Source organism: Nocardia flavorosea NBRC 108225 (assembly GCF_001613385.1).
Taxonomy (GTDB): domain Bacteria; phylum Actinomycetota; class Actinomycetes; order Mycobacteriales; family Mycobacteriaceae; genus Nocardia; species Nocardia flavorosea.
Map to the genome: position 1 here is coordinate 45,874 of NZ_BDCG01000027.1, position 22,719 is coordinate 68,592.

The window sequence follows — 22,719 nt, forward strand, 5'->3', positions numbered from 1 at the left end:
TCGATCGGGTTTCACCGGCCCTGCCACACCGGCGACCGCTTTTCCGCGAAGGCTCGAGCGCCTTCCTTCGCGTCCGCCGAGAACAGCACCGGGTCGGCGATTTCCCGTTGCCGCTCCCAGCGTTCGGCGCCGGACCAGTTCCGTGCCGCGACGAGTACTGCTTTGCTGGCCTCAACGGCCAGCGGGCCGTTGGCGGCAATCTCCGCCGCGAGTTCGCGCGCCGCGGCGAGCGCACCACCGGGTTCGGTCAGCCGATTCACCAGCCCCCACCGGGCGGCATCTTCGGCCCCGAAGGATCGGCCGGTGAGGGCATACTCCATCGCGATGCCGGCGGGGATGCGCTCGGGCAACCGCAGCAGTCCACCGCCGGCCGCAACCAGAGACCGCTTGACCTCGGGCAGCCCGAATCGCGCGTCCCGTGCCGAGACGATCAGGTCGCAGGCCAAGGCGATCTCGCAGCCGCCCGCGACGGCATGCCCCTCGACGGCCGCGATCATCGGCTTCCGCGGCGGGGTGATCGCGATACCGGCCAGCCCGCGCCCTTCGATTCGTGGGATCTCACCGTTCAGGAAAGCCTTCAGATCCATTCCGGCACAGAATGTCCCGCCGGCCCCGGTGATGATGCCGAGGACCAGCGAGGGATCCTCGTCGAGCCGGTCGACCGCGGCGGCCACCGCGTGCGCGGCAGCCTCGTTCACCGCGTTGCGGACATCGGGCCGGTTCAAGGTGATGATCAGGATATTGCCCGTGCGTTCGGTGAGAACCTCGTCCGGCACTGTCTCGCCCGTCCCTTCTCAGCGGATTCGGCCGATGTGCGGCGAATCTCTCAACAGAAGAAACCTTAACCGATAGATAATTTATCTGCTATCACCGCAGCCGTCCCGGCTTTCCGCCATTGACCGCCCAGCAAGCCGCTTATACAGTTTACTCATTGCGCCCAAGAGTGGGACGCATCACACGAGACTTCCCGCGGCGGATGCGCCGCGTGGCGCGTTCCGCGGTTCTCGGTCCAACTTCCAGCGTCGGAGGTACCCCATGCCGTTCGAAACTCCCCCGGACCCCCCGTGAGCGCGCCCCCCTCACCACCACGCCGGCAGGCCCGGCGCGCGTCCCTTGCCGGAATGCTCGGCACGCTCGTCGAGTACTACGACTTCAGCGTCTATGCCTTCCTCGCCGCTATCTTCGCGCCGTCGTTCTTTCCGGCGGGAAATCCGGCAGTTGCCACCCTGGGTGCGCTGCTGGTTTTCGCGTCGGCCTACCTGGTGCGGCCACTCGGCGGGATCGCCTTCGGCTGGATCGGCGACCGGGCCGGCCGCCGGACCGCACTCACCGCGACGGTGCTCCTCATGGGATTCGCCTCCGTGGTGATCGGCCTGCTCCCCACCTACGCCTCCATCGGGATCCTCGCCCCCATCCTCCTGGTGCTGCTCCGGCTGCTCCAGGGATTCTCCGCAGGCGGTGAGCTGGTGGGAGCGCTCACGCTCGTCGCCGAATCCGCGACGCCGCGCCGGCGCGGGCTGATGTCCTCGCTGACCCCGGCCGGCTCGAGTTTCGGATTCGCACTGGCCACCGGTGTCGTCGGAGCCACCGCGTACTTCGTCGGGCAGGACGCGATGGAGGCCTGGGGCTGGCGTATCCCATTTCTGCTCTGCCTGCCGCTCACGGTGATCTGCCTGCTGGTGCGGGTGGGCCTCGAGGAAAGTCCCGAGTTCGAACGGGTGGACCGGCAGACCACAGAGGGACGCCGACCGGTCCGGGAGGTGCTGAAGGATCACAAGGCCGCGCTTGTTGTCGTCACGGTGCTCGCGTTCGCGCTGAACACCACCGGATACGTCGGACTGACCTACGTCGCCGGATTCCTGCGTGACGTCCACGGCTTCTCCACCGCCATGGCCTCGACCCTCTCGGCGATCGTCATCGCAGTGTCGTGCGTCATCGGAATGCCGCTCGGTGGCATATTGACCGACCGTTTCGGCCGGCGTGCGGTATGCATCTGTGCCACCGCCACCATGGCTGTCCTGGCCCTGCCGATGTTCCTGCTCATGCAGTCCACCTCGGATACCCTCACGATCGGCGGGGCCTACCTTGTCATCATGGTGCTCAACGGGATCCAGACAGTGGCCGGGTTCTCGCTGTACACCAGTATCTTCCCGACTCGGGTGCGATACACGGGCACGGCGATCGGGCACAATCTCGGACTCATCGTCGGCGGTGGGTTCACCCCGTACATCGCCGCGCAACTGGTGCTCTGGTCCGGACAGCCGGTCGCACCCGCTCTCTGGATGATCGCCGGATCGATCGTCGGCATCATCGCGGTAGCCGCATCGGCGCGGATCCAGGACCTCATCCCCGATGCTCGCACCGTCACGGGGTCGGTCACCCCGGCTTCCGCCTCCCCCATACCCCAACCCGCGAAAGGAACGATCGATGGCTGACGAGCCACACCACGACACCTCCCGCGTCGCCCTGGTGACCGGAGGCACCCGAGGCATCGGTGCCGCCGTCAGCAGGCGGCTCGCGGCCCGCGGGATCCGCGTCGTCGCCGTCTACCGTGGCGATGCCGCCGCCGCGCAGCGCGTGCGGGAAGAGCTGGAGGGTGTCACGACAGTGCAGGCCGATATCGGCGATCCCGAGACGTGCGTCCGGCTCGTCGAAGACGTCCACGCCGAGTACGGCCGCATCGATCACCTGGTGAACAACGCGGGCCTGCTGCTCGAATCCCGCTCGTCGGACACGAGCATCTCCGAATGGGAGCGCGTGGTGGCGGTGAACCTCTCGGCGGCATTCCATTTGTCCCGCACCGCGATTCCGCTGATGCGCACCGCGCGGTACGGGCGGATCGTCAACGTCAGCTCGGTCACCGCCGTCATGGGCAGTCCCAGCGAGGCCGCCTACGGCGCCGCGAAATCCGGACTGCACGGGCTGACGCGGTCGCTCGCCCGGGAGACCGCCCGCCACGGCATCACGGTGAACACCGTGGTGCCGGGAGTGTTCGAAACCGATATGACCGCCTCGATGCCGGAGAAAACGCAGCAGGCCATTCTCGGAATGATCCCCGTCGGCCGGCGGGGCAACCCGGACGAGCTGGCAGCTGCCGTCGATTTCCTGCTAGGAAACGACGCCGGGTATTGCACCGGTTCCGTACTCACGGTCGACGGCGGCCTGGGCATGGGCGGTTGATCACGTGATCACACAATGGTGGACCGCCCTGCCGCCGGTCCCGGCATTGACCCGGCTCGGTATCCGCTCCGCGCCTACAGCGGACGGCCGGGTCGAGACCGCACTGGAACTCGGCCCGCACTGGACGGGAGCGGGGGTCGCGGGACTGGCCGCGCTGCTGTGTGATGCCGCCACCGGATTGGCGGTGGGCACGCTGGAGCCCGACCGCGCATTGTCGACGGCGATGCTCGGTGTGCAGGTCACCGGACACCCGCACCCGGCCGGGCAGATCCGGGCCGTGGCCGCCCCTACCGCGCGGCGGGGCGACTACGTACTGGCGACAGCGAGCGTGCTGGACGATTCGGACACCGAATTCGCGCGAGCCACGAGCTGGTGGGCAGTCCGTGGGCCACGCGAAGCGCCCGCCGGCACGCCGCCCGGCCTCGACCCGGCGCCGCCCGTATCCAGCGGGCCGGGCACCTGCCCGGCCGATCCCACACGCACCGCGTTCGGCCGCGCGCTCGGCCTCGCCGGGTTCCGCCGGGACCTCGACGGTACGTCGTTCGAGCTCGCCGACCCCACCCCGTTCCACAACCGGTCGGCAACCCTGCACGGTGGACTCGGCGCACTGCTCGCGGAACTTGCCGCCGTAGCGGCCGTCGATGACGGTGTGCGCACGCCGGAGGTGTTGTCGCTGAACTGCCACTATCTGCGCGCCGCCGGCCCTGGTCCCGAACCGGTGCAGATCCGCGGCCGCCGCATACGCAGTGGACGGACATCCGGGGTGGCCCGCGGGGAGGTCGCCGCGCCCGACGGCAGACCGGCCGTGCTCGCCGATGTCACGGTGGCATTTCTCGCACCCACCGACGGCCCGGAGCGATAACCCTCGGACGGCTACGCGGCCCGCCGCCGCAGCATCGTGCGCCCGGCGAGCGCCGTCGCGGCCGCAGCGATCAGACAGCAGGCGGTGAACAGCCAGCCCGCGGAGTATCCGATCCGTGTCGCGAGCAGACCGAAGATTGCCGGGCCGGCGATCGACCCGAGATAGGAGCCGGTGTTGACGAATCCGGTGGCCGCTCCCGGCGCCTGCCGGTTCTCCCGCACCACGACGAGCAGCAGCAGACCGGGCCACCCGAGCCCGACGGCGAAAGCGACCGGCGCTGCGGCAATGTAGACGGGCCCGGACGCCAGGCCGAGCAGCAGAAAGGCCGCGGCACCTGCCAGCTGCACCCCGGCCAGCACAGTGAGCAGGTCTCCCCTGATCCGGTCGGCCCAGTAGCCCAGGGCGAGCCGAGCGGCGATACCGGCGGCACTCGATACCGCGAAAACCATTCCGGCCGTTCCCTCGTCGAATCCGGTCCGCACCGTCGAGACGACCAGGAAGGTTGTCAGATTGACGATGGCGGCACTTCCGAATCCGAAGGACACCGCCAGCACCGCCAGCGCGGCGACCGAACCGCGGTTCCGGCTCTCGTCGGCCGAGCCCGCGGGAGCCGGATTTCTCGGCCCGTCCCGCCATGGCACAAAGGCCGCCACCAGCACTGCGGCCATCCCGGCGGCGATCCAGACCACCCGCCAGCCCGCGCCCGCGGCAGCCACCGGCACCGTGAGACCGGCGATGAGGGCGCCGGTCGGCACCGCGGCCTGTTTGGCTCCGAATGCCAGCCCCTGCCGCCGGCCGGGGACGGCCCGTGTCACCCACAGGTCCACGGCGGGCTGCACTGTCGCCAGTGCGACGCCGTTGAGGCAGAACAGCGCGGCGAACACGATCGGGTCCCGCACGAACACCCCGATAGCGATCGAGGTAACGGCGACCGTCAGTACCGCGACGCGGATACCGCCGGTGGCGCCGAACCTCTCGACGCAACGGCCCGCGACCGCCGAGACCGCCGCCGCGACGACGAACCGCAGGGCCGTCAGCACTCCGAGGACGGCGGGCGTGAAGCCGAGCTCCGGGCCCATCGAGACCGCCAGTGTCCCGGTCAGGTAGCTCGGCACGACCACGACCACGACCACCAGCGATGCCACACCGACTGCGAGACGACCGACCGTGCGGACTCGGGAAGCGGGCACCGCCACAGCACAGCTCATAAAGTGATACTAGTTACCGAAATAAGGCAAATTCGACTCGACTCCACCCGATCCGACCGCGACACTAGGCGTATCTCTCGAAATATAGTTAACTATTAACCGTGAATAGTGTCTCGTCTCACAGTCGCGACGGCCGGGCGGGAACAGGCCCGGCGCTCGTCGAAACCTCCGTCGGAGCCCGGTTCGCCGAAACCGCCCGCCGCCGCGGAAACGCCACCGCCCTGCTCTGGGAACAGGACGGCAAGGTGCACCGCCTGGACTTCGCCACCATGCTCGACCGAGTCGAATCGACCGCTGCCCGGCTCCAGCAGCTGGCCGACCCGGGAGACAGAGTGGCGTTGTGGGCCGCCAACTCTGTCGACTGGATATTGGCCGAATACGGCGCCGCGGCGGCAGGCATGGCGCTGGTGCCGATGAACCCGGCGCTGACCCGGGCCGAAGCCGCCCATATCGTCACCGACGCCGGCGCACGGGTCGTCCTGGCCGGGCCCCCGTGGCGCGGCCACAATCTGCTCGAGTCCGCCGAGGCACTGACGATCACCCCACCTCCGGCCGTACTACCGATAGAGGCGGTCACCCGCGGGGACCGGATCACACCGTCGGCACTACCCGATGTGCCGCCGGAGGCCGTACTGCGGATCCAGTACACCTCGGGGACGACCGGCGCACCGAAGGGCGCGGTGCTCACCCACCTCATCGGCGCCAACGTCGGACCGCTGTCACATCTGGCCATGGGCCTCGACGAGGACGAGATCGTCTGCTCCCCCCTGCCCTTCCATCACGTGGGCGGGTCGGTGTGCACCAGTTCCGCCGCACTGCTGCGCGGTTCGGCGTTCGTGGTGCTGCCGAGTTTCGATCCTGCGGGCACCCTGGCCCTGCTCCGGCGCGCGGAGGTCACCTACTTCGGCGGCGTACCCACGATGTTCATCTCGATGCTCGAGGCCTGCGGTGATTCACCCGATCTGCCCCGGCTGAAGTGGATGATGCTCGGCGGCTCCGACTCGGCTCCCGAGTTGATCAGCCGGGTCGAGCGGGCATTCGGCGTCGAGATACTCAACGGCTACGGGCAGTCCGAGGCCCCCTCGTCACTGCAGACGAATGCGGGAGATCCCGCGTGGGTCAAGGCCGCGACGATCGGCAGAGTCAACCCGCACCGCGAGATCCGGATCGCCGATATCGGTACGGGGCAGTCGCTCGGACCGGGCGAAACGGGCGAACTGTGCCTGCGCGGCAGGCTCACCATGAGCAGGTACTGGCACGAGGACGAGACCCAACGTTCGGCCGCGGTGGACGAAGAGGGCTGGTTGCACACCGGCGACCTCGCCGAGATGGACGCCGACGGCATCGTCCGGCTCCGCGGCCGGCTGCGCGAGCTGATCATCCGCGGTGGGGAGAACATCTATCCCGCCGAGGTGGAGGCGGCCCTCATCCAGCACCCGGCGGTTGCCGAAGCTGCCGTCGTCGCCGCGCCGGATGAGAAATGGGGCCAGGTGCCGGTCGCGTTCATCCGCCCCGTCGCCACGGCACCGGATCCCGCGGCCCTCGAAGAATTCGCCCGGGAACGCCTCGCCGGGTTCAAGGTCCCGCGGGCCTGGCACATCGTCGACACATTTCCGCTGACCCCGTCGGGCAAGGTGCGCAAGGTACTGCTGGCACAGCAACTGCTCGACAAGGACCGGTAGCTACCGGAGGCACGAGGACACCACCGCGGGCGAACCCGAACGGCGCACCTATCCGCCACCTGGTTTACTGGCCTAAGATGTCGCATAATTATAGAACTGATTGATCCCAAGCATTGCAGCGAGCACGTGAATCCAGGAGGTCCCATGCAGCGCGTCACCATCGGTGATGTCATCCGCGAACACCGTCGCAGCTACCCGGACAAGACGGCGGTCGTCGACGGCGACCTCCGACTCACCTGGCCGGAATTCGACGACCGCGTCAACCGTCTGGCACACGCCCTCGCCGCGCAGGGCGTGGCGAACGGTCACCGCGTCCTCTGGCTGGGCCAGACCTCGGCACGGGTGTTCGAACTGCTGGGCGCCTGCGCGAAGCTCGGCGCCATGGTGTGCCCGGTGAACTGGCGGATGTCGGCCCACGAGATGGCTTTCGTCATCGACGATTTCACACCAACCGTGGTGATCTGGCAGGACGAGGAGATCGGCGAGGTCGTCCGAGCGGCCCGGGAGATCTCCGATGGCGGCGCGGTCTGGTGGCAACACGACCTGCCCGGCGCGGACAACGTCGATACGGTTCTCGCGGCACAGCCGGCAACGGATATCTGGGGCCCCGTCGACGCCGACCTGCCGTTGCTGGTCATCTACACCGCCGCGATCGACGGGCACCCCAACGGCTCGATGATCACCCAGCACAATCTCGTCTGTATGGGCATCGAGTCGTCGTATCTCAACTCCACCACGAGCAACTCGGTATTCCTCAACTCCGGACCGCTGTTCCACATCGGCAACTTCCAGTGGGAGGCGATGGCGGCATTCGTCCAGGGCGCGACGAATGTGTTCGTCCGCCGCGCCGACGCGGACGAACTGCTCGATATCGTGACGAAGGAGAAGGTCACCGCCGCCTTCCTGATGCCACCGACGATCATCCAGATGAAGGAGAAGTACGATCCGGCCCGGCACGATCTGACGAGCCTGAAGGCCGGCGTCTACGGCCAACTCTGGGGCGAGGGGCTCGTCGGTTCCGAGCAAGCACTCTGGGGGCTGTTCCCCGGCGGCTTCGGGCAGACCGAGGTCACCGGGCTGGCGATCTTCAACGGCCACGGCGGACACGGTACGGGCAACTCCGGCCGGCCCGGTCCGTTCTCGCGGGTCCGGATCCTCGACGACGACTGGAACGAACTCGGCGTCGGCGAGGTCGGTGAGATCGCCATCGGCGGCGAGATCGTGCACGCCGGGTACTGGAACCGGCCCGAGACCAACGCCCGGCGTATGCGCGACGGCTGGTGGCGCACAACGGATTTGGGCCGCCGCGAAGCCGACGGCACCATCGAGTTCGTCGGCACCAGCACCCGGATGATCAAATCCGCCGCCGAGAACATCTTCCCCAAAGAGGTCGAGGTGTGCCTCGAGGCCCACCCCGCCGTGCGTGAGGCCGCCCTGATCGGCACACCGGATGAACGCTTCGTCCAGTCCGTGCTGGCCGTCGTCGTCCTGGAACCGGGCGCCACGGTCACCGAGGACGAGCTGATCACCCACTGCAAACAACGCATTGCTTCGTACAAGAAGCCCAAATCCGTTGTTTTCGTCGACGAGATTCCCCGCAACGGCGAGGACAAGGACTATTCGGCGCTGGATGAGCGCTTCGGTGGCGGCGGATATCCCGGCGGGGACGTCATTCGTGTGTAACGCTCACCGCACCCATCCCCCACGCTGCGCTACCGGTCTGCGAAGCAGCCGGTCGCGCAGCGTGCGTCAGGCCGTCATCCGGTGATATCCCGGACGGACGAGCATTCGCATTTCATCTCGAACCGATCCCACAGAGACGGAGGATCGCCGTGGCGACCGACCTTGCCGACTTCACCCGCGAGGCGCACGAATTCCTCGACGCCCATGCGCGGCGGCGCAGCACCGAGGAGTTCCACTGGGGGCAGGGCAGTGACCGCGTCGGCTATTTCAGCACGCTCCCGGCCGAGGAGGAGGCGGCCGCGGTCGACGCGGCCCGCGCCTGGCAACGTACCCGTTTCGAGAACGGCTTCGGCTGGATCACCGGGCCGGCCGAGTTCGGCGGCCGAGACCTCGGTCAGGTTCACGCTCTCGCCTACGATGCCGTCGAGGCCGAGTACGACGTTCCCGACACCGGCGTACTGGATGTGATCGGGCTGGGCATGATCGGGCCCACCATCCTCACGCATGGCACACCGCAACAGCGCGAGCGGTACCTGCGGCAGATGTACTCCGGTGAGGTCATCGCGTGCCAGCTGTTCAGTGAACCGGCCGCCGGTTCCGACCTGGCGGGCGTCACGACACGGGCGGTGCGCGACGGCGACCACTGGGTGATCAACGGACAGAAGGTCTGGACCTCCGTGGCCCAGCATGCCCAGTTCGGCGAGCTGTTGTGCCGGACGGATCCCGACGCGCCCAAACATCGCGGTATCACCGCTTTCCTGCTGGACCTGGACACACCGGGGGTGGAGGTACGCCCGCTGCGTCAGATGACCGGCGGCGCCGAGTTCAACGAGGTCTTCCTGACCGATGTCCGGATTCCCGATACGCAACGGCTCGGTGCTGTCGACGAAGGCTGGAAGGTGGCGCTGACCACCCTGATGAACGAGCGGGCGACCGTCGGCGGGGAGACCGGCGGCCCGGCGGCCGCGGCGCTGACCGCCGACCGCCTCACCGCACTGCTGCGAGCCGTTTCCCGGGAGGACGACGCCGCGCTGCGCCGTGACCTCGCATCCCTGCTCGCGAGCGTGCATGCGGCCAAATCGCTCAACGAACGCGCCGCCCGCAGGCTGCGGGCGGGTAGTGCGCCGGGCCCGGAAGGCTCGATCTCGAAACTGGCGCTGACCCAGAACCTGATCCGCGCCTCCCGGTTCGCCGCCGATGCCCTCGGGCCGCGGATCCTCGCCGATACCGGCGCCTGGGGCACCTTCGCCTGGGCGGACCTGCTACTCAGCGCGCCGGCCCTGCGGATCCTCGGCGGTACCGAGGAGATCATGAAGAACATCCTGGCCGAGCGCGTACTCGGCATGCCGAAGGAGGGCGCCCGATGACCGTCGATCGAGCGAGCGAACCGGTCGGAACCAATACGGCGGGAGCCGAGGAGCTGGCGGACCTGCGTGTCATGGTGCGTGAGTTCCTGACCGAGCACTCCGACGAGGAAGCGGTCCGCAAGATCGCCGACGACCCGGACCGGCTCGGCTACGACCCGCAGGTGTGGTCGCAGATGGCCGAGCAGCTCGGACTCATGCAACTCGCCCTCCCCGAGAAGTTCGGCGGCGACGGTTTCGGTTTCCCGGAGCTGCGCGTGGTCCTGGAGGAAATGGGCGCGGCGCTGCTGTGCTCGCCGTTCGTCTCCTCGGTGGTATCGGCCGCACAGTCGCTGCTGGCCTCGGGTGACGAATCGGCCTGCGCCCGTTACCTGCCCGGGATCGGAGCCGGCACCACCATCGCGACCCTCGCCGTTGCCGAGGAGGCGGGCAACTGGGATGCCGAGGCCTGCGAGACCGCCGCGGTCTCCGACGGGGAAGGAGGCTGGCGGATCAGCGGAACCAAGTCGTTCGTACCGCATGCCGGGACGGCCGATCTTCTCCTGGTGGCCGCGCGAACGCCCGCAGGACCGAGTCTGTTCGCCGTCGAGCGCGGCGCCGACGGCCTGGCGGTCCGCACCCTGGAGACTCTCGACGGCACCCGGCCACTCGGCGAGGTGGACCTCGCAGACACTCCCGCGGTACTCGTCGGCGCGGCCGGCGGTGCCGCCGAGGGCCTGCGGCGCGCGGTAGATCTCACCGCGCTCGCGCTCGCCGCGGAACAGGCGGGGGGTATGCGACGCTGTCTGGATATCTCCGTGGCGTACGCGAAGGAACGCGTCCAGTTCGGCCGGCCCATCGGATCGTTCCAGGCGATCAAGCACAAACTCGCCGATATGCTGGTGCGGGCGGAACTGGCCGACGCGGCCACCGAGGCGGCGTGCACGGCAGTCGCCGAGAACCGGCCCGATTCCATGTCTGCGGCGGTCGCTGCTTATATCACCGCCTCCGAGGCATTCGAGCACATCGCCGCGGAGACCATTCAGGTGCACGGCGGTATTGGCTTCACCTGGGAGCACCCCGCGCATCTGTACTTCCGCCGCGCCCGTGCGGCACAGAACCTTCTCGGTGGCCCTACCGCGGCGCACCATCGACTACTCGAACGGATGGGTGTCTGAACGTGGAAACCTCTACTTCGCAACAACACCGGACAGAACTCGACGCAGTGTTCGAGGCGTATCCGGGTATCCGGCTCGACCAGGTGAACGTCCCCTATTACGCGGCCCTGCTCGAGCGCCGGCTGGTCGCCGGGCACTGCGACGAATGCGGAGCCTGGCATACACCACTGCGGTCGCGCTGCCCCGCGTGCTGGTCCACCGCCTGCGCACCGCGGGAAGTGAGCGGGCGCGGGCATGTTCACGTGCTCACGCTGCTCCATCAGGGCCCACCAGGAGTTCCCTACTCACCACCGTGGCCGCTGGCCGCGGTGGAACTCGCCGAACAACCCGGACTGCGGATCGCGACCACCCTGGCCGAGACCCCGCCGCAACAGCAGCGGGTCGGTCAGCCGGTGGAGCTGACCTGGATCGAACGCGACGGCGCGCCGTGGCCGGCTTTCCGGGCGGTGGCAGGATGACCGCGCTGAAGGACACCGTGGCGATCAGCGGCATCGGCCGCTCGCCCTATGCACGCGACCGGGGCACCACCGAATTGTCGATGGTCACCGATGCCGTCGTCGAGGCGATCCGCGATTCCGGATTGCCCCGCGAAGCCATCGACGGCATCGTCGGCAGCGGCGTCATGACGGGCGGAGTCGATACGGCTACGGTGGTTTCGGCCCTGGGGTTGCCGAATATCACGTTCTGGGCGTCCGCGAAGCCGCCGATCGTCAACGCCCTGATGAGTGCCGTACACGCGGTGGCCGCCGGGACCTGCCGGGCGGTGGTCGTCTACCACTCGATGTATCGGCTGGGGGCCGGCCCGTTCCGCGAGCGCGCGGCATTCGGGTTGCCCGACGGCCGCGCGTCCACCGGTGACGGGCACACCGACAGCGAGCCGTGGGGAATGTTCGGGTCGACCGGTTACGCGGCGTGGGCTTCGCGGTATCTCACCGAGTTCGGCCGCACCCGGGAGGATCTCTCGTTGATCCCGCTCAACGGCCGCCGCAACGCCGCCGACAATCCCGGCGCGGTCATGCGGACCCCGATGAGCCGCGAAGATTACTTCGGCGCCCGGATGATCCGGGAACCCCTCTGCCTCTACGACATGGACGTGCCGATCGACGGTGCGGACGCCTTCGTGATCACGGCGGCGGATCTGGCAGCGGATCTGCCCACGGTCCCGGTGCTGGTGCATGCGCTCGCCATGGGAATGACCGCACACCCCCAGGAACATCTCACCGCAGATCTGCGCGATACCGGTCAGCAGATGACCGCCGCGGCATTGCGTGCCCGCAGTGATCTGTGGATCGACGACGTCGACGTCTTCCTCCCCTACGACGGCTTCTCGATCATCACCCTGCGCGCCTTCGAGTCCTACGGGTTCTGCGCGGACGGTGAGGCCGGTGACTTCCTGCGGGACAACTGGGACACCGGAGAGGACCGGATCCTGCTGCGCGGACGGGTACCGGTGAATCCGCATGGCGGCAGTCTGTCCGAGGGCGGCTCACAGGGCGCGGGACACCTCCGGGAGGCCGTCGTCCAACTACGTGGCGACGCCGGAAGCCGGCAGGTCGACGGCGCGGCCTCGGCCATGCTCACGCCCGGTGGCTTCTTCTTCAACGCCCAAGGCGTGGTGTTGCGCCGCGAGGCGCCCCTCCCCGGCTGACCCACCATCGAAACATCAACCAGAATCGGAGACCCATGACCGTGATCGAACAACAACTGTCCAGCGCCGAGGTCGACCCGCTGGTGCGCGGTAAGACCTGGGAGGAAATGACCCCCGGCTCGATTTTCCGCACCGCCCGCCGGACGGTCACCGAGGCGGACCTCATCCAGTTCATCACCTGGGGCGGGTTCAACGAGCCGTTGTTCTATGACAACTCGCACGCCTCCGCCGGCGGTTACACCGGCCGGCTGATCCCCGGCGCGATGATCTACTGCCTCGCCGAGGGCCTGATCCTGCAGACCAATGTCCTCAACGGAACGGGCTTGGCCTTCATGCACATGGAACTGACGGTCAAGCGCCCGGTCTATGTCGGCGACACCCTGCATGCCCTGGTTCGCACCACCGAATCACGGGCGTCCAGCAAGCCCGGCCGCGGCGTGGTCACCGCCCATGTCAGTGTGCGGAATCAGCGGGACGAAGAGGTGCTCGTGTTCACCCCGGTCCGACTGATCCGGGGAGCCGACTTCGTCGAACCCGAGGCAGCACACCACTGAACCGAATCGGGCCGGTCCCGGTGCGTCTCCTCGAGAGACACGCACCGGGACCGGCCCGCTTGTGCACAGTGACAACACCGCTCGGCTCACCGCCGGCAAACCCGCTGCCGGCGGCTACCGACCGTCCGTCACATCCCGCCGGTCAGCATCAGCGTATCGCCCGTCAGGTACGACAGATCGTCCGACATCAGCGCGAGGACCCCGCGACCGAGATCGGTTTCACAGTCGCCGACCCGCCGCAGCGCGAGCGAATTCTGCATCGCCGCGAATCGATCCGGATGGTCCCGGCTGAATTCCTCGGAGGCAGGTGACATCGCCACGGGCACAACCACATTGACCCGGATGTTGTAGCGTCCCCACTCGCGGGCGGCGACCCGGGAAAGCCCGCGGATCGCTTCCTTCGCCATAGCGTAGGCGCCGAAAGTGCCATTGCCCTTCACCGCGGTGCTCGAACCGAAATTGACGATCGACCCCCCACCACCGGCCCGCAGATGCGGTAGCGCGGCCTGCATCGCATACAGCGTCCCCATCGCCCCCGAGCGCCAGGAGAGTTCGACGTCCGCGTCGGTGATCTCCTCGATCGGCTGCTGAGCGGAGGCGACGGCATTGTTCACCAGACCGTACAAGCCCCCGAAACGTTCGACCGTGGCCTCGACCGCCCGATCCACCTCGGATCGCTGCGCCACATCGCAGGCCAGCGATATCGCGGTACCGCCCACGGCTTCGATCTCGGCGACGACGGCAGCGCACTTCTTCTCGGTCCGTCCCGCGAGGGCGACCTGCGCTCCCTCTTTCGCCAGCGCCAGGGCAATACCGCGGCCGATCCCCTGTCCGGCGCCGGTGACCAGCACGGCCCGTCCGGCAAGTCGCGTCCCCGTCATATCTACCTCGTTTCATCAGCGTAATTCGGAAAAATGAGATGAGTGGGCGCCCGAGCGCACCACGTTCAGGGAATATCGCGCCGCGCCAGCCGTGGGGGTCCCGCGGTCCGCCAGTCGGCAATGTCCACACCCGGTTTCGCCGCCGGGTAACCGTCCCCGTTCACATCGCGCCAGTGCGCGTGATTCAGCTGATGAAGATAGAAATTGCTCTGCAACGCGGTGCTGAATCCCATCGTGTCCATCGTCTGGTTGACCGAATCCTTGATCAGCAGCGCCGTCATCGTGGGACGCTGGGCGATCCGGCGAGCGAATTCCACGGTCCGGTCCCCGAGCTCGTCGGGCGGGAAAACCTTGCTGACCATCCCCAGGCGATACGCGTCCTCGGCGTCCAGCGCGTCCCCGGTGAGCAGCAGTTCCTTCGCCTTGCGGGGACCGAACTCCCAGGGATGGGCGAAGTACTCCACCCCGCACATCCCCAGCCGGGTCCCGACGACATCGGCGAACACGGCATCCTCGGCGGCGACGATGAGATCGCACGCCCACATCAGCATCAGCCCGGCGGCGAGCACATTGCCCTGGACCTGTGCGATGGTGATCTTGCGCAAGTTGCGCCAGTTGCGCGTGTTGGCGAAGAAATGCTGCCATTCCTGCAACATCTGCTGTTCTACCGCACCCGCGCGGGTGCCGCCGTGGACACGGGTCGACGGGTGTGCATGCGGCCCCGGTTCGGACTCCTGCCGGTGCACCGCCGATCCCATATCGTGGCCCGCGGAGAAGGCCGTGCCCGCGCCCGCGAGGATTACCACGCGCACGGTGTCGTCGGCCTCGGCGAGACCGAACGCCTCGTCCAATTCCACCAGCAGGCCACGGTTCTGCGCATTGCGTGCCTTCGGCCGGTTCAGCGTGATCCGGGCGAGCCGGCCCTCGTCCAGCGTTTCGTAGCGAATGAACTCGAACTTGTCCACGGCGTTCATGGCCTCGCGGCCACTCCTCTCGGTCGGCGCCGGCGTACTCGACCGCGCGCCCTCGGGCAGGGTTGGATCGGTGATGCGTCAGGTCAGATCGGCCGCGAGATTCGACCAGTTGGTCAACATTGCCGAACCCCGGGGCGTGAGGTCGTAGCCGGTCTGCGGATAGCCGTTGCTCAGCACACAGAACGAGATCCCGCTGACCGGATCGCAGAATCCGATCTGATACGCGGACCCGGAGTGCCCGAAGGTGGCCGGTGAGCCCGTCGCCGGCATCCACCCGTCGGGATTGTCACCCCGGACATTCACGAAGAGTCCGACCGAGGCCGGTTTCGTCCCGCCGCCGTAGAGTTTGTCGCCCGCCGGGACCGCGGTCACCCGCGGCCGGGTCGCCTCCTCGATCACCGCACGAGACCACAGCGGTGAGTGGAGCAGCGCCTGGTAGTGCAGCGCGACATCGGCGGCGCCGGCACATACGGAATGCGCCGGTTCGCCCGCCGCCACCACCCGGCGGTCCCGGAAGAACCAGGGCCCCCACGGGTCTACGTCGGAGCCGTCACCGTCGATGCACACCATCGGGGCGACGGTCGCGATCTGCTCCTCCTCCGTCAGCCCGAGGGCGAAGCCGAGGCCGAGGGGCTCGGCGATCTCCCGGCGCAGGTAGTCGGCAAGGGACAGTCCGGTGCGTCGTTCGACCACCTCGGCGATGATCCACGCGCTGGAGGTCAAGTGGTACTGCAGGACTTCCCCGGGCGGGCTGTCGAGCCGCCATTTGGCGAATGCGGCCAGGCGCGCCGCCCGGTCGGTCATCTTCGGATAGCCCAGCGGAGCGAACGCGAGGCCCGCGGTATGCGTGAGCATATGCGCGAGAGTGACGACTTCTTTTCCGTTGGTACCGAATTCGGGAATGATATCCGCGACCCGCTCGGAGACGTCGAGCTTGCCGTCACCGACGAGCTTCCAGATGGCACTCGCCACGATGGTCCGGCCGGCCGACTGCAGGAGATACCGGGGCGCCCCGGCACCCCACGTCTCGTTCGCAACCAGCCGACCGGCCCGGGCTACGGCGACCTGAGCCGACGGGAGCGCGCCGTGCTCCACCTCGAGTCGTATCCGGCGTAGCAGCACGTCGAGCCGGTGGGGGTCGATGCCGACATCTTCGGCCGGGACGATCTCTCGACTCGACGGGACGGCTTCGTTGCCTGTCATCTGGTGTTCGCGCCCTTTCACCGGCCGGCCGGTTGCGGATGAACCATGATCGTTACTTTGCGCCGAGGAGCTCGAGCCCGTTGTCGCGGAGGAACCACTTGCGTTTTTCCTCACCGAGCCCCTCGACCTTCGCGTAGAAGTCGGCGGGCTCGCGCAGCCCTTCGGCGTGCGGCCAGTCCGACCCCATGACCAGGGCATCAACTCCGCCCAGCCGATCGGCAAGGTCCACCGTGTCGTCCTCGGGATAGGGCACGACCCGCACATGGCGCTTGAAGATTGCACTCGGCCGTTCCGTCAGCTGGCCGCCCAGCCACCGGCCGGCGCGCGCCATCCCGCGGCTCTTGTCCATATGCCGGATGAAATGCGGAGCCCACTCCGCGCCGTACTCGCTGACCAGCACCTTGATATTCGGGAAACGGCCGAACAGATTGTCGAAGATCAGTGCCGACAACGTGTCCGTGATCGGACGCTCCCCGTAGGTGTTCTGCCACTGCCAGGCCGAGAACTGGAACGGCGCAACCGCATCCCAACCCCAATGGGGGGCAACATTTTCCTGGTAGTGATATTCGGTGATGTGGAAGGAGATCACCGCGCGCGCCTCGTTGACCCGGGCCCAGAACGGGTCGAAGTAGGGATCGCCCGGCGAACGGCCGTTCACCGGTCCCGGCGGAAGCATGATGAACTTGGCGCCGGCCGCGAGCACCCGATCGAGCTCCTCGCAGGCCCGATCCAGGTTGTCCAGCGACAGCAGAGCCGGTGCGTAGATCCTGTCCTGGGTGTTGAAGCCCCAGTCCTCATCGATCCACCGGTTGAAGGAGATGAGATTGTCGAAGAGCGCCTCGCCCTTCAGATACGCCCACACGAACAGTCCCCAGCCGCCCGGGTACATGATCGACCGCTCGATCTGCTGCTCCGTCAGCTGGACGAGCCGGTCTTCCTTGTTCCGGTACTCCTTCTGGATCGGCTCGTAGAACCGCTCGGCATCGGTCGCGTCGCCGGACGAGCGTGCTTTCAGCATTTCGACCAGCGAGCCCGGCACGTTCGCCTGGTCCAGATCATGGTCGAGCGCGGTGACGATCCGATCGTTGGCCAGCAGGATCTTCCGGCTGCCATCCGCCGAGAGAATCGGCCGGACCGCGGTGTCCAGCTTGCCCTTGGGCATGAACCGGGTGAAGCAGTCATCTGCTTCGACGGAATGCTGGTCGAAGTCCAGCAACTTGTAGGGAAGCTCCCCCACCGAGTTCTCGATCAGTGCCATCGTGAGATCCCTTCGCACAGTCGGTCGCGTCGGCATCGGGTGATGCCGGTCAGCCTCAACATGAGAGACTCTATCTTAATGATATACCTATTCACAAGATATCGGCTTGCATCGGATGAATCCGGCCCTGCCGCCGCGCGCAGTGCGGCGACAACCGGCCGGGCATCCTCGGAGCCGGCGGATCAGTAGGTACGCAAACCCATACTGCGGGCGATACCGTTGCGCTGAATCTGGCTGGTCCCCCCGGAAATGGTGGTCACGATGGATTCGCGGTAGCGGAAACTCATGACACTCTCCGTGGAGAACCCGTGCCCGGCCAGCACCTGCATACCGAGCCGGGCAGCATTGGCATAGGTTTCCGAGCCCTTGAGCTTGGCCATCGCACCTTCACGCGAGCAGGACATCCCCTGCGACAGCATCCACGCGGCCCGCCGCGTCAGCAACCGGGCCGAATCGATCTCCACCTGCAGATCCGCCATCGCGTGCGCCAGCGCCTGGAACTCGCCGATCGGGCGTCCGAACGCATGCCGGACCTTCGAGTATTCGAGCATCTCGTCGAGCGTCGCCTGTGCGGCACCGACGTAGCCCCCACTGAGCAGGACCCGCTCGAGCTCGAGGTTCGAGAGCATGACCTTCCATGCCTCCCCCTCCGGGCCCACCAGAGCCGTCTTGGGCACCTTCACATTCTCGAGCGTGATCTCGGTGGTACCCAGAATGTGGCGGGCCAGCGTCGGGGTGCGCCGGATCTCCACGCCGTCGGCGTTCGGGTCGACCAGCAACAGGCTCAAACCCTTGTGCTTGGGCTCGCGCGCGCCGGTCCGCACGTACATGGCGATCGTGGTGTTGGGCTGACTCCCGCCCGTGCACCACATCTTCTGACCGTTCACCACGTAGTGGTCGCCGGCGTCGGTGGCACTTGTGCGCAGCGATGCGGCGTCGGATCCGGCCTCCGGTTCCGACATCGCCACCGCGAGACGGTGTTTACCCGTCATGATCTGTTCCCGCACCCAGCGCTTCTGCTCCGGATTCGCCCACCGGTTCACGGTCATGGCGGGAATCAGCACCCCGATGAAGCACATGGACACATCGAAACTCGCCCGCCCCAGTTCCTCCGCGATCAGGGCGAGCTCGAGCGGCCCCCCGCCCTCGCCTCCGTCCTGCTCCGAGAACGGGAGCGAGAACCAGCCGAGGTCGGCGAAGCCGTTCAACAGTTCGGCCGGAAGCACCTGCTCCTCGTCCCACTGCTTCGCCGTCTCCGGCGGGCATACCTTGGTCACGAAATCCCGGGCCGTTTTCCGGAGCATCTCCTGCTCATCGGTCATCCCAAAATCCACGAGTGCGTCCTTCCCACACTGAGCCGCGCGGGCATAAGCCAGCCTGCATTATCTAACTAATTGTACTATAGGACGAATCTACGGCTCCAAGTTGTGTTCACGAGAGCTCCGTCACGGTCCGTAGGTCGGGCCGGATTCTTCGGAGGTGCCCTGGGTGGCTGGAGACGCGACCGAGAAACTTGCACCATCGACGGAGCAGGCACCGCCCATGTGCTGAGGCGGCCATCGCACGAGCCCGGGGCACGATCAGCTCCTGTTCCAGCGCAGCACGCGGCCGCCGGTGATCGTCGGCTCATCGCGTGCCCCGCGATCCAGCAGCGATTAGCAATTGGCCGGCCCGCTACCCGCCCGGGGCAGCGCGAGCTGGTCAGGGCGGTGAATCAACAACGATTGCGCCACGCGCCCGGCGCACTCGATCCCATCGGCAGCGGCCGGAGAACGCAGAGCGCGGGGACTGCCGCGACAGATCGCTGCAGTCCCCGCGCCGAAGGAGCAGGCCTCACCTACTCATACCCCCATAGCCTTGTCAGGCTTCGGTGACCTCGATATGGGGCAGTACCTCGGACTCGAACAGACGCAGGCTCGCCCAGGCCCGCTCCGGATCGGTCCCGCCGAAGAGTGGCCGGAAGATGAGGTGGCCGTCGGCGCCGAGTTCGTCGGCGATGGCTATACATTGTTCCGGGGTCACCAGCTGGTAGGCGCCCCCGGCGCGAAGCTCGTCCACAGAATTGATCGGGGGGTACCAGTTACTCGTGCCGTGGCCGGATTCGGCGATCCACTTCGCATAGGTGTTACCGGCGTGCATGAGATTCGGCCCGACCTCGGCCCAGGCGGCATCGGGATCGTGAGTCACGTGCAGGAATGTCGGGCCACGGGGCACCCACGGTCCCGGATCGTTACCCAGTTTGAGGCACTCGTCCCGATACCAGTCCCAGAACTGGGGCTCGGCCGGATCGAAACCGTCACCGAGATGCGCCGCGCGCCGCGCCGGGGCCTCGGCCGCCCCGGCCATGATGATCGGCGGCCCCGGTCGCTGCGCCGGTCTCGGCGTGACCCGCACTGTCTCCCCGCGGAATTCGAACGGTTCGCCCGTCCACGCCTTACGGCACACCTCGACGGCCTCGATCACCCGGGCCCGGCGCTCGCTGCGGCCGACGCCGTACATCTCGAATTCGGAGTGGACATACCCCGCGGCGAATACCGGGCTCATCCGCCCGCCACTCATCAGGTCGGCGATCGCGAGGTCTTCGGCCAGCCGGATCGGATGGTAGAAGGGCGTCAACAGGATCGGGCGGAACTTCATCCTCGACGTCCGGCCGGCCGCGACCCCCGACGCCACGAGCGGCGACGGCAGATACCCGTCCGCCGCGCCGTGGTGCTCGCCGAAATAGGTGAGATCGAAACCGAGCCGATCGGCCCAGGAACAGATATCGAGGACCGTCTCGGCGAGCTGCGCCGAGGTCGCGGAGGCGAACGACGGTCGCCGTAGATCGAATGACAATCGAAGATGGGGCATAGCAGAAAGACTCCTCGATGAGTGAGCAATGAAAGGCCGGCCCGAAAGCCGGCATGGACGAGTCAGTTCACGGAGCTGCCCACTACGAAGGGCAGTGTCGTCATGCGAATCGCCACCGACAACTCGTGCTTGACCTCCGACAGGTCACCGACCCGGTAGTCCGGCACCTTGGCGTGCCATTCCTCTACCAGCGCGCGCAGTTCCATCCGGGCCAGATGCGATCCCGCGCAGGTGTGCGGACCCAGCCCGAATCCGATGTGCCGGTTCGGCCGCCGGTCGGCGTCGAAGGTGCTCGCCTCATCGAAAACACCGGGGTCGGTATTCGCCGTGGGCAACAGCAGCACCAAGCGATCCCCCTCTTTCCAGGGCAGTCCGTGGAAATCGATATCCGCGCGCACGGTACGCGGGAGGAGCGGGATGGACGGGAAGTAGCGCAGCGCTTCCTCGATCAGGCCACCGACCATGTCCGGGTCCGTGGTGATCGACCGGCGCAGACCGGGCTCATGCGCCAGATGCGCGACCAGCATCGCCATCGTCGATGCCGTTGTCCCCAGCGACGTGCCGAGCAGGGTGTAGCACATCGTCAAGATCTCTTTATCGGTCAACGGCTTGCCATCGATTTCCTGAGCCAGTAGGTAGCTCGGAATATCGTCGGCAGGGCGCCGGCGGCGCTCGGCGATCACCTCCACGAACATTTGGTTGATCTTCGTTGTCGCCGCCGCGAGGCGCGAACCGTCCGGATCGTTGCTCGCGTTCAGCTCTCCGGCCAGCAACCGCGTGGCGACGATGTCGTCGGTGTGCTCCACGGGCAGACCCATATGTTCGAGGAACACATCGGCCGGGACCCGCAGCGCCACATCGGCCATGAAGTCGCAGTGGCCTCGCGCCACCACCTCATCGGCCAGCCGTCGCACCGATTCCCGCGCCGCCGGTTCCAGCTTCTTCACCGCACTCGGCGACAACAGCGGCGCGAGCATTCTGCGGATCTTCGTATGCTCGGGCGGATCGAGATTGGGGGGAATGTGTATGCCGGGTGACGGCTTCCGGTAGAAGGTGAAGGTCTCCCGGTTGGAGAAGTTGTCGGTATCGGTGCCGATTTCCCTGCACAGCGGATAACTCGTCACCACCCAGAATCCACGGGCAGCCGTGCTGTAGAAGATGTCTCCGGCACGCCGGGCCGCGAGCATCGTCCCCAGCGGGTCATCGCGGAACGCCGGGTCGCATTCGGGATCGAAGTCCAGTATCTGTACGCCGGCCGCACGCGCCCGGGCCTCGGCATCTTCCACAGTGATTTCGTTGCTCACTTGACCTCCTTGTTCACTAGCATGTCGACACTGGCAAGACGGCCGGCGCTGAGCGCTTCGGTCCGGGCTTCGAGCATCGCGCTGTCACCGGAGTCGGTGAAAATGCAGAACACGTGATCGTCGAGCGCCTGCTGCAGGATCCCGTCCGCCATCACCCGCGGATCCATCCCGTGCTGCGCCAAGAACGCCTTGCTCCGGTCCACCACCTCCGGATCGACTCGGTACGCTCCGTACTCGGCCGGCCGGCGCCGGAAAGCATCGGCCATCCTCGACCGAATCGCCCCGGGTAGCACCGCCGATACCCCCACCTGCGAACCGGCGGCCAGCAGATCCTGCCGGAGAGTCTCGGCCAGCGAGAGCACGGCATGTTTGCTGGAGATATAGGCCGCCACCGACGGCAGTGTCGTCACCGAACTGTTCGACGCGGTGATCAGAACGTGGCCCGCTCCCTGTTCGAGCAGCCGGGGAACAAAGCTTCGTACCCCGTGCACCACACCGAACACGTTCACGTCGTACACCCAGCGCCAGTCTTCGACCGTCAGTTCCCAGGAACGCCCGCGCACCGAAACGCCGGCGTTCAGGCAGACCACGTCCACGCGACCGAACCGTTCGAACGCACGATCGGCCAGCGCGGCCACCGAATCGGATTTCGTGACATCTGTGGGCACGGCCAGCACCTCCGCACCGGCGGCCCGGAGCTGGGACTCGGCCTCGCCCAGGGCCTCTGTGTCGATATCTGCGATAACCACCCGTGCGCCGCGATCGGACAGACCGGCTGCCAGACCGAGCCCCAGACCGCCCGCTGCGCCGGTCACGACGGCAACATGACCCGCGCCCGTCACAACGTCCTCCCGAGTGGACGATCGAGCACTGGCTCGAAGTTGTTCTCCACTGCTCACCCTTCCTTCGCG

General features: G+C 67.3%; 20 protein-coding genes. 10 read left to right on the forward strand and 10 right to left on the reverse strand.

Features of this window, described 5'->3' with window-relative positions; translation table 11 throughout:
• Window positions 1–11 precede the first annotated feature (11 nt).
• Entirely contained in the window at window positions 12–776 is a 765-nt protein-coding gene (locus NFL01S_RS31875) for a crotonase/enoyl-CoA hydratase family protein (RefSeq protein WP_062980046.1), read from the reverse strand.
• A gap of 288 nt (window positions 777–1,064) precedes the next feature.
• Here NFL01S_RS31875 and NFL01S_RS31880 point away from each other — a divergent pair, with 288 nt between their 5' ends.
• Genes NFL01S_RS31880 through NFL01S_RS31890 form a run of 3 tightly spaced genes read left to right on the forward strand, consistent with a single transcriptional unit; the run spans window position 1,065 to window position 4,042 of the window.
• On the forward strand, window positions 1,065–2,435 hold the full coding sequence (locus tag NFL01S_RS31880; protein WP_245670978.1) for an MFS transporter: 1,371 nt from the start codon (window positions 1,065–1,067) through the stop codon (window positions 2,433–2,435).
• Complete coding sequence (locus tag NFL01S_RS31885) at window positions 2,428–3,180, forward strand: SDR family NAD(P)-dependent oxidoreductase (RefSeq protein ID WP_062980047.1); 753 nt, start codon at window positions 2,428–2,430, stop codon at window positions 3,178–3,180. The genes NFL01S_RS31880 and NFL01S_RS31885 overlap by 8 nt, the downstream gene beginning before the upstream one ends.
• A 4-nt stretch (window positions 3,181–3,184) precedes the next feature.
• On the forward strand, window positions 3,185–4,042 hold the full coding sequence (locus NFL01S_RS31890; RefSeq protein WP_062980048.1) for a PaaI family thioesterase: 858 nt from the start codon (window positions 3,185–3,187) through the stop codon (window positions 4,040–4,042).
• A gap of 11 nt (window positions 4,043–4,053) precedes the next feature.
• On the opposite strand, the gene NFL01S_RS31895 is transcribed toward NFL01S_RS31890, so the two are convergent.
• The gene (locus NFL01S_RS31895; RefSeq protein ID WP_084493431.1) at window positions 4,054–5,250 is read right to left on the reverse strand and encodes an MFS transporter; all 1,197 of its coding nucleotides are present in this window, start codon (window positions 5,248–5,250) and stop codon (window positions 4,054–4,056) included.
• A gap of 101 nt (window positions 5,251–5,351) precedes the next feature.
• Here NFL01S_RS31895 and NFL01S_RS31900 point away from each other — a divergent pair, with 101 nt between their 5' ends.
• The 7 genes from NFL01S_RS31900 to NFL01S_RS31930 all read left to right on the forward strand — a co-directional run bounded on the left by NFL01S_RS31900 (window position 5,352) and on the right by NFL01S_RS31930 (window position 13,338).
• On the forward strand, window positions 5,352–6,932 hold the full coding sequence (locus NFL01S_RS31900; RefSeq protein ID WP_062980050.1) for a class I adenylate-forming enzyme family protein: 1,581 nt from the start codon (window positions 5,352–5,354) through the stop codon (window positions 6,930–6,932).
• Between the two features lie 144 nt (window positions 6,933–7,076).
• Window positions 7,077–8,615, forward strand: a complete 1,539-nt coding sequence (locus tag NFL01S_RS31905; protein ID WP_062980051.1) for an AMP-binding protein — start codon at window positions 7,077–7,079, stop codon at window positions 8,613–8,615.
• A gap of 149 nt (window positions 8,616–8,764) precedes the next feature.
• Window positions 8,765–9,982 carry an acyl-CoA dehydrogenase family protein gene (locus NFL01S_RS31910; RefSeq protein ID WP_062980052.1) on the forward strand — a complete coding sequence of 406 codons (1,218 nt, stop codon included), beginning with the start codon at window positions 8,765–8,767 and terminating at the stop codon, window positions 9,980–9,982.
• Window positions 9,979–11,136, forward strand: a complete 1,158-nt coding sequence (locus NFL01S_RS31915) for an acyl-CoA dehydrogenase family protein (RefSeq protein ID WP_062980053.1) — start codon at window positions 9,979–9,981, stop codon at window positions 11,134–11,136. The genes NFL01S_RS31910 and NFL01S_RS31915 overlap by 4 nt, the downstream gene beginning before the upstream one ends.
• A gap of 2 nt (window positions 11,137–11,138) precedes the next feature.
• Entirely contained in the window at window positions 11,139–11,594 is a 456-nt protein-coding gene (locus NFL01S_RS31920; protein ID WP_063916113.1) for a Zn-ribbon domain-containing OB-fold protein, read from the forward strand.
• Complete coding sequence (locus NFL01S_RS31925) at window positions 11,591–12,784, forward strand: thiolase family protein (RefSeq protein ID WP_063916116.1); 1,194 nt, start codon at window positions 11,591–11,593, stop codon at window positions 12,782–12,784. The genes NFL01S_RS31920 and NFL01S_RS31925 overlap by 4 nt, the downstream gene beginning before the upstream one ends.
• Window positions 12,785–12,819: 35 nt before the next feature.
• Window positions 12,820–13,338 carry a MaoC family dehydratase gene (locus NFL01S_RS31930; protein WP_062980055.1) on the forward strand — a complete coding sequence of 173 codons (519 nt, stop codon included), beginning with the start codon at window positions 12,820–12,822 and terminating at the stop codon, window positions 13,336–13,338.
• Window positions 13,339–13,466: 128 nt separating this feature from the next.
• On the opposite strand, the gene NFL01S_RS31935 is transcribed toward NFL01S_RS31930, so the two are convergent.
• The 8 genes from NFL01S_RS31935 to NFL01S_RS31970 form a co-directional block, all read right to left on the reverse strand.
• Entirely contained in the window at window positions 13,467–14,219 is a 753-nt protein-coding gene (locus tag NFL01S_RS31935; protein ID WP_062980056.1) for an SDR family NAD(P)-dependent oxidoreductase, read from the reverse strand.
• Between the two features lie 65 nt (window positions 14,220–14,284).
• Window positions 14,285–15,193 (reverse strand): enoyl-CoA hydratase, encoded by a 909-nt coding sequence (locus tag NFL01S_RS31940; protein WP_062980057.1) that lies wholly within the window; start codon window positions 15,191–15,193, stop codon window positions 14,285–14,287.
• Window positions 15,194–15,271: 78 nt separating this feature from the next.
• Window positions 15,272–16,396, reverse strand: coding sequence for a serine hydrolase domain-containing protein (locus NFL01S_RS31945; protein ID WP_084493434.1), 1,125 nt, complete (start codon window positions 16,394–16,396; stop codon window positions 15,272–15,274).
• A 52-nt stretch (window positions 16,397–16,448) separates the two neighbouring features.
• Window positions 16,449–17,654, reverse strand: a complete 1,206-nt coding sequence (locus NFL01S_RS31950) for an amidohydrolase family protein (protein ID WP_062980058.1) — start codon at window positions 17,652–17,654, stop codon at window positions 16,449–16,451.
• 182 nt (window positions 17,655–17,836) lie between these two features.
• Window positions 17,837–18,976, reverse strand: a complete 1,140-nt coding sequence (locus NFL01S_RS31955; RefSeq protein ID WP_210745252.1) for an acyl-CoA dehydrogenase family protein — start codon at window positions 18,974–18,976, stop codon at window positions 17,837–17,839.
• A 538-nt stretch (window positions 18,977–19,514) separates the two neighbouring features.
• A complete protein-coding gene (locus NFL01S_RS31960; RefSeq protein WP_063916114.1) occupies window positions 19,515–20,504 on the reverse strand; it encodes an LLM class flavin-dependent oxidoreductase in 990 nt (329 codons plus the stop codon).
• Between the two features lie 62 nt (window positions 20,505–20,566).
• Window positions 20,567–21,808 carry a cytochrome P450 gene (locus NFL01S_RS31965; RefSeq protein ID WP_062980061.1) on the reverse strand — a complete coding sequence of 414 codons (1,242 nt, stop codon included), beginning with the start codon at window positions 21,806–21,808 and terminating at the stop codon, window positions 20,567–20,569.
• Window positions 21,805–22,623: an SDR family NAD(P)-dependent oxidoreductase gene (locus NFL01S_RS31970; protein WP_168433972.1), complete on the reverse strand. Its 819-nt coding sequence runs from the start codon at window positions 22,621–22,623 to the stop codon at window positions 21,805–21,807. The genes NFL01S_RS31965 and NFL01S_RS31970 overlap by 4 nt, the downstream gene beginning before the upstream one ends.
• Window positions 22,624–22,719: the final 96 nt, after the last annotated feature.

Excerpts from the sequence above, each read along its gene's own strand:
- NFL01S_RS31885 (WP_062980047.1), top strand. The coding sequence starts at position 2,428 with ATGGCTGACGAGCCACACCACGACACCTCCCGCGTCGCCCTGGTGACC.
- NFL01S_RS31895 (WP_084493431.1), bottom strand. The coding sequence starts at position 5,250 with ATGAGCTGTGCTGTGGCGGTGCCCGCTTCCCGAGTCCGCACGGTCGGT.
- NFL01S_RS31905 (WP_062980051.1), top strand. The coding sequence starts at position 7,077 with ATGCAGCGCGTCACCATCGGTGATGTCATCCGCGAACACCGTCGCAGC.
- NFL01S_RS31915 (WP_062980053.1), top strand. The coding sequence starts at position 9,979 with ATGACCGTCGATCGAGCGAGCGAACCGGTCGGAACCAATACGGCGGGA.
- NFL01S_RS31925 (WP_063916116.1), top strand. The coding sequence starts at position 11,591 with ATGACCGCGCTGAAGGACACCGTGGCGATCAGCGGCATCGGCCGCTCG.
- NFL01S_RS31930 (WP_062980055.1), top strand. The coding sequence starts at position 12,820 with ATGACCGTGATCGAACAACAACTGTCCAGCGCCGAGGTCGACCCGCTG.
- NFL01S_RS31935 (WP_062980056.1), bottom strand. The coding sequence starts at position 14,219 with ATGACGGGGACGCGACTTGCCGGACGGGCCGTGCTGGTCACCGGCGCC.
- NFL01S_RS31940 (WP_062980057.1), bottom strand. The coding sequence starts at position 15,193 with ATGAACGCCGTGGACAAGTTCGAGTTCATTCGCTACGAAACGCTGGAC.
- NFL01S_RS31945 (WP_084493434.1), bottom strand. The coding sequence starts at position 16,396 with ATGACAGGCAACGAAGCCGTCCCGTCGAGTCGAGAGATCGTCCCGGCC.
- NFL01S_RS31950 (WP_062980058.1), bottom strand. The coding sequence starts at position 17,654 with ATGGCACTGATCGAGAACTCGGTGGGGGAGCTTCCCTACAAGTTGCTG.
- NFL01S_RS31955 (WP_210745252.1), bottom strand. The coding sequence starts at position 18,976 with ATGACCGATGAGCAGGAGATGCTCCGGAAAACGGCCCGGGATTTCGTG.
- NFL01S_RS31960 (WP_063916114.1), bottom strand. The coding sequence starts at position 20,504 with ATGCCCCATCTTCGATTGTCATTCGATCTACGGCGACCGTCGTTCGCC.